This window comes from Rhodanobacter sp. DHG33, from assembly GCF_014843005.1.
GTDB lineage: Bacteria > Pseudomonadota > Gammaproteobacteria > Xanthomonadales > Rhodanobacteraceae > Rhodanobacter_A.
This window is the reverse complement of record NZ_JACYXM010000020.1, coordinates 1-5,703: the sequence shown is the minus strand read 5'-3', so window position 1 is coordinate 5,703 and position 5,703 is coordinate 1. Positions and strand designations below refer to the sequence as shown.

The 5,703-nt window shown below is 65.1% G+C and carries 7 protein-coding genes; all 7 read left to right on the top strand.

Annotation, left to right across the window (positions count from 1 at the left end; genetic code table 11):
• Positions 1 to 819 (top strand): condensation domain-containing protein (locus tag IHE46_RS16775; protein ID WP_225563140.1); only part of this gene is annotated, 819 nt, incomplete at its 5' end.
• Between the two features lie 208 nt (positions 820 to 1,027).
• The gene (locus tag IHE46_RS17115) at positions 1,028 to 1,387 is read left to right on the top strand and encodes an AMP-binding protein (RefSeq protein ID WP_225563139.1); all 360 of its coding nucleotides are present in this window, start codon (positions 1,028 to 1,030) and stop codon (positions 1,385 to 1,387) included.
• 11 nt (positions 1,388 to 1,398) lie between these two features.
• Positions 1,399 to 2,499, top strand: coding sequence for an amino acid adenylation domain-containing protein (locus IHE46_RS16765; RefSeq protein WP_192166059.1), 1,101 nt, complete (start codon positions 1,399 to 1,401; stop codon positions 2,497 to 2,499).
• 246 nt (positions 2,500 to 2,745) lie between these two features.
• Positions 2,746 to 3,216, top strand: a complete 471-nt coding sequence (locus tag IHE46_RS16755) for a hypothetical protein (RefSeq protein WP_225563138.1) — start codon at positions 2,746 to 2,748, stop codon at positions 3,214 to 3,216.
• Positions 3,216 to 3,803 carry a phosphopantetheine-binding protein gene (locus tag IHE46_RS17110; RefSeq protein ID WP_304626241.1) on the top strand — a complete coding sequence of 196 codons (588 nt, stop codon included), beginning with the start codon at positions 3,216 to 3,218 and terminating at the stop codon, positions 3,801 to 3,803. The genes IHE46_RS16755 and IHE46_RS17110 overlap by 1 nt, the downstream gene beginning before the upstream one ends.
• A 222-nt stretch (positions 3,804 to 4,025) precedes the next feature.
• Positions 4,026 to 5,246, top strand: coding sequence for a condensation domain-containing protein (locus tag IHE46_RS17100; protein ID WP_255430909.1), 1,221 nt, complete (start codon positions 4,026 to 4,028; stop codon positions 5,244 to 5,246).
• Positions 5,219 to 5,703: condensation domain-containing protein (locus IHE46_RS17095; RefSeq protein WP_343230053.1), on the top strand; the 485-nt coding region annotated here is incomplete at its 3' end. The genes IHE46_RS17100 and IHE46_RS17095, both read left to right, overlap by 28 nt.

The following is a 5,703-nucleotide window of genomic DNA, read 5'->3' as shown; positions in this document are numbered from 1 at the left end:
CGCGTGGACGAAGCCCATCGCCTGTTGCCGCAAGCCCTCAACGACCGGCTCCGCAGCCAGGCCCGTCGCCTGGGCGTCAGCCTCGCCAGTCTGTGCCACCTCGCCTGGGGTCAGGTCCTGGCGCGCACCAGTGGTCGCGAACCGGTGGTCTTTGGCACCGTCCTGTTCGGACGCATGTCTGCCGGCGAGGGTGCCGACCGTGCCATGGGTCTGTTCATCAACACCCTGCCACTGCGACTGGATCTGGACGACACCGATGTCGAGACCAGCGTGCGCCATGCCCATACACGACTAGCCGGGCTGCTGCGCCATGAGCATGCCTCACTGGCAATGGCTCAACGGTGCAGCGGTGTCGCCGCTCCCGCGCCGCTCTTCAGTGCTCTGCTCAACTACCGTCATAACAGCCTGCCATCGGCGGCTGGAGAGGACGAGCAAGACACCACCGGCCATCCGCTTCAGGGCATCGAGTGGCTCAGTGGCAAAGAGCGTACCAACTATCCGCTCACCCTGTCGGTTGAGGACTTCGGACAGGCTCTGGGATTGACCGCCCAGGTCGTGCAGCCACTTTCTCCTGAACGCGTGTGCGGCTACATGCAGCANTGGCAATGGCTCAACGGTGCAGCGGTGTCGCCGCTCCCACGCCACTCTTCAGCGCCTTGCTCAACTACCGTCATAACAGCCTGCCATCGGCGGCTGGAGAGGACGAGCAAGACACCACCGGCCATCCGCTTCAGGGCATCGAGTGGCTCAGTGGCAAAGAGCGTACCAACTATCCGCTCACCCTGTCGGTTGAGGACTTCGGGCAGGCTCTGGGATTGACCGCCCAGGTCGTGCAGCCACTTTCTCCTGAACGCGTGTGCGGCTACATGCAGCAAGCGCTGGAAAGTCTGCTGCAGGCCTTGGAGACGGCGCCCCACACCCCGGTGCGTCAGCTCGACGTGCTACCGCCCGAGGAGCGTGAGCTGCTGCTCACCACCTGGAATCAGACCGACGCACCCTACCCCGATCAGCTGTGNGCATCCACCAGTTGTTCGAGCAGCAGGTACAGCAGCACCCCGAGGCCACCGCCCTCGTCTTCGAGGATCAGTCCCTCTCCTATACCGAACTCAACATCCAGGCCAATCGCCTGGCCCATCATCTGATCGGCCTTGGCGTGCGACCCGACGATCGCGTGGCGATCTGCGTCGAGCGCGGTCTGGCGATGGTCGTCGGTCTCCTGGCCATCCTCAAAGCGGGCGGGGCCTATGTCCCGCTCGATCCGGCCTACCCCTCTGAACGCCTGACCCAGGTCCTGCACGATGCCGCCCCCGTGCTCTTGCTGGCCGATACCGCAGGGCGAACGGCCCTGGGCGAATCGGCGATCGCTCACCTGNCGCCCATCATCTGATCGGCCTTGGCGTGCGCCCCGACGATCGCGTGGCGATCTGCGTCGAACGCAGCCTGGCCATGGTCGTCGGTCTCCTGGCCATCCTCAAAGCGGGCGGGGCCTATGTCCCGCTCGATCCGGCCTACCCCTCTGAACGCCTGACCCAGGTCCTGCACGATGCCGCCCCCGTGCTCTTGCTGGCCGATACCGCAGGGCGAACGGCCCTGGGCGAATCGGCGATCGCCCACCTGACCGTGCTCGACCTCGGTACACCCGCGACGTGGGCCCACCAGTCCGTCGCCGATCCCGATCCGCAAATGCTGGGCCTCACCTCCACCCATCTCGCCTACGTCATCTATACCTCCGGCTCCACCGGCACCCCCAAGGGCGTCATGGTCGAACACAAAAGCGCAATTAATCTGACCCAAGCACAGATTGCCCTTTTTGACGTTTCCTCCAGCAGCCAAGTCGTGCAGTTCGCCTCATGCAGTTTCGATGCAAGTGTCTCCGAAATACTGATCGCATGGAGTTCAGGGGCTGAACTACACTTACCTAGGGACGGGGAACATCGAGCGCTTGAGGAGTTCCAGGACTACCTCGTGCGCCACGCCATCACCCATGCAACGTTACCCCCAGCGTTGCTCCAGGGCCTATCGGGCTTCACGCGGCTTACCACCTTACAAACCCTTATTCTGGCTGGTGAAGCCCCTAGCTCTGCGTTGATCAGCACGATAAATACTGCAATCAACGTCTTCAATGCTTATGGACCCACGGAAGCTACTGTCTGTGCCACAACATGGCTTTGTCCCGTTGATTTCGATGCCCTCGCGGTTCCCATTGGCCGTCCAATTGCCAACACGCGCATTTACCTGCTCGATGCCCACGGCCAGCCGGTTCCTCTCGGGGTCGCCGGTGAGCTGTACATCGGCGGTGCCGGTGTCGCCCGCGGTTACTTGAACCGCCCTGACCTCACTACCGAACGTTTCCTGCCCGACCCGTTCAACGCCCTGCCCGGCGCGCGCATGTACAAGACCGGCNCATCTACCTGCTCGATGCCCACGGCCAGCCGGTTCCTCTCGGGGTCGCCGGTGAGCTGTACATCGGCGGCGCCGGTGTCGCCCGCGGGTACCTGAACCGTCCCGACCTCACCGCCGAACGCTTCCTGCCCGACCCGTTCAACGCCCTGCCCGGCGCGCGCATGTACAAGACCGGCGACCTGGCCCGCTACCTGCCCGATGGCAATCTCGTCTTCCTCGGCCGTAACGATCACCAGGTCAAGCTCCGTGGCTTCCGCATCGAGCCCGGCGAGATCGAAGCGCGCCTGATGGAACATCCGGCGGTGCGTGAGGCTGTCGTCCTCGCCCGCGAAGACGTCNCGCATGTACAAGACCGGGGACCTGGCCCGCTACCTGCCCGACGGCAATCTCGTCTTCCTCGGCCGTAACGATCACCAGGTCAAGATACGTGGCTTCCGCATCGAGCCCGGCGAGATCGAAGCACGTCTGATCGAGCATCCGGCGGTGCGTGAGGCTGTCGTCCTCGCCCGCGAAGACGTCCCCGGTGACAAACGCCTCGTCGCCTATATCACCGTCACTCCGGAAGACACGACCGCCTCCGGTGAGCTGCCCGCGACTTTGCGCGCCCACCTCGGTGCCTGCCTACCCGACTACATGGTCCCGGCGGCCTTCGTGCCGTTGGACGCGTTGCCCCTGACACCCAACGGCAAACTCGACCGCAAGGCCTTGCCCGCACCGGGCGACACGGCCTACGCCCGTCGGNCGGCCGTAACGATCACCAGGTCAAGCTCCGTGGCTTCCGCATCGAGCCCGGCGAGATCGAAGCGCGCCTGATGGAACATCCGGCGGTGCGTGAGGCTGTCGTCCTCGCCCGCGAAGACGTCACCGGCGACAAACGCCTCGTCGCCTATCTCACCGTCACTCCGGAAGACACGACCGCGTCCGATGCGCTGGCCGCGACCTTGCGCGCCCACCTCGGTGCCTGCCTACCCGACTACATGGTCCCGGCGGCCTTCGTGCCGTTGGACGCGTTGCCCCTGACACCCAACGGCAAGCTCGACCGCAAGGCCTTGCCCGCACCGGGCGACACGGCCTACGCCCGTCGGGCCTACGAGCCACCCCAGGGCGAGATCGAGCAGACCCTCGCCACCCTCTGGACGGAGTTGCTCGGCCTCCAGCAGGTCAGTCGCCACGACAACTTCTTCGAGGTCGGTGGCCATTCCCTGATCGCCGTGCGCCTGCTCAGCCGCTTGGCCCAGACGGTCGGCGTCACTGNGGCGACACGGCCTACGCCCGTCGGGCCTACGAGCCACCCCAAGGGGAGATCGAACAAACCCTCGCCGGCATCTGGGAAGAGCTGCTCGGCCTCCAGCAGGTCAGTCGCCACGACAACTTCTTCGAGGTCGGTGGCCATTCCCTGATCGCCGTGCGCCTGCTCAGCCGCTTGGCCCAGACGGTCGGCGTCACTGTGCCGCTGGCCTCCCTGTTCGCCCATCCCTCCCTCGCCGCGCTGGCGTTGGCCCTCACCCAGACGCTGGAACAGGCCGGGGCGCAGTCGCTGCCCGCCATCGTTCCCGCTGCACGTGACGGTCAGCTCCCCCTGTCCTTTGCCCAGCAGCGCTTGTGGTTCCTCGCCCAGCTCGATGCACGCAGCAGTGCCACCTATCACATCCCGATGGCCGTGCACCTGCACGGCCCGCTGGATATTCCGGTATTGCAACGCAGTCTGGATACGCTGTGGGCTCGGCACGAGGCCTTGCGCACGGTCTTCGTTTCAACCGACGGTCAACCCCACATCGCATTGCTGTCGCCGACCCTCGGCCTGCCCCTGCACCAGCACGATCTGCAGGACGCGAGCGATCCTCACGCCCTCCTTCAANACCCAGACGCTGGAACAGGCCGGGGCACAGACGCTGCCCGCCATCGTTCCCGCTGCACGCGACGGTCAGCTCCCCCTGTCCTTTGCCCAGCAGCGCTTGTGGTTCCTCGCCCAGCTCGATGCAAGTATCAGTGCCACCTATCACATCCCGATGGCCGTGCACCTGCACGGCCCGCTGGATATCCCGGCGTGGCAACGCAGTCTGGATACGCTGTGGGCTCGGCACGAGGCCTTGCGCACGGTCTTCGTTTCAACCGACGGTCAACCCCACATCGCATTGCTGTCGCCGACCCTCGGCCTGCCCCTGCACCAGCACGATCTGCAGGACGCGAGCGATCCTCACGCCCTCCTTCAACACCTGTGCGAGGAAGAAGTCAGCACCCCCTTCGATCTCACCCGGGGTCCCTTGATCCGTGCCCGCCTCGTCCGTCTGGCCGAGCACGCGCATGTCTTCCTGCTCACCCAACACCACATCGTCTCCGACGGCTGGTCCATCGGAGTGCTGCTCCGTGAGCTCAATGCGCTCTACACCGCCTTCGTGCAAGGACAGGCCGATCCGCTTCCGCCGCTGACCATCCAGTACCCCGATTACGCCGTCTGGCAACGCCAATGGCTCGTCGACGAACGGCTCGCCACGCAAGTCGCGTATTGGCGCCGCACGCTGGCCGATGTTCCGGTCCTGTTGACACTGCCCACGGATCGACCGCGTCCGCCGCAACAATCGTTCGTCGGCGCCAGTGTGCCTATACAGCTGGATGCCGCCCTGACCCACGCGCTCAAGCGCTTCAGTCAGCAGCACGGCACCACGGTGTTCATGACCTTGATGACGGCGTGGGCGGCGGTACTGGCTCGCCTGTCCGGTCAGGACGACCTGGTCATCGGTACGCCCACGGCCAACCGCAATNACTGCCCACGGATCGACCACGCCCGCTGCAGCAATCGTTCGTCGGTGCCAGTGTGCCTATACAGCTGGATGCCGCCCTGACCCACGCGCTCAAGCGCTTCAGTCAGCAGCACGGCACCACGGTGTTCATGACCTTGATGACGGCGTGGGCGGCGGTACTGGCTCGCCTGTCCGGTCAGGACGACCTGGTCATCGGTACGCCCACGGCCAACCGCAATCGCATCGAGATCGAGCCGCTGATGGGTTTCTTCGTCAATACGCTGGCCCTGCGTATCGACCTGTCCAACACCCCCAGCGTGGCCGAGCTGCTGGCTCGGGTACGCCAGGCCACCCTGGCTGCCCAGGATCACCAGGATCTGCCCTTCGAGCAGGTCGTGGAGATCGTCCAGCCCTCACGCCACCTGGATCACACGCCCCTGTTCCAGGTCATGTTCGCCTGGCAGAACAACGAAAACGCTACGTTCGACCTCCCCGGTCTGCGCACCGAACCGGTCGGCCTGCCCTTCGATCAGGTCAAGTTCGATCTGGAGCTCGCCTT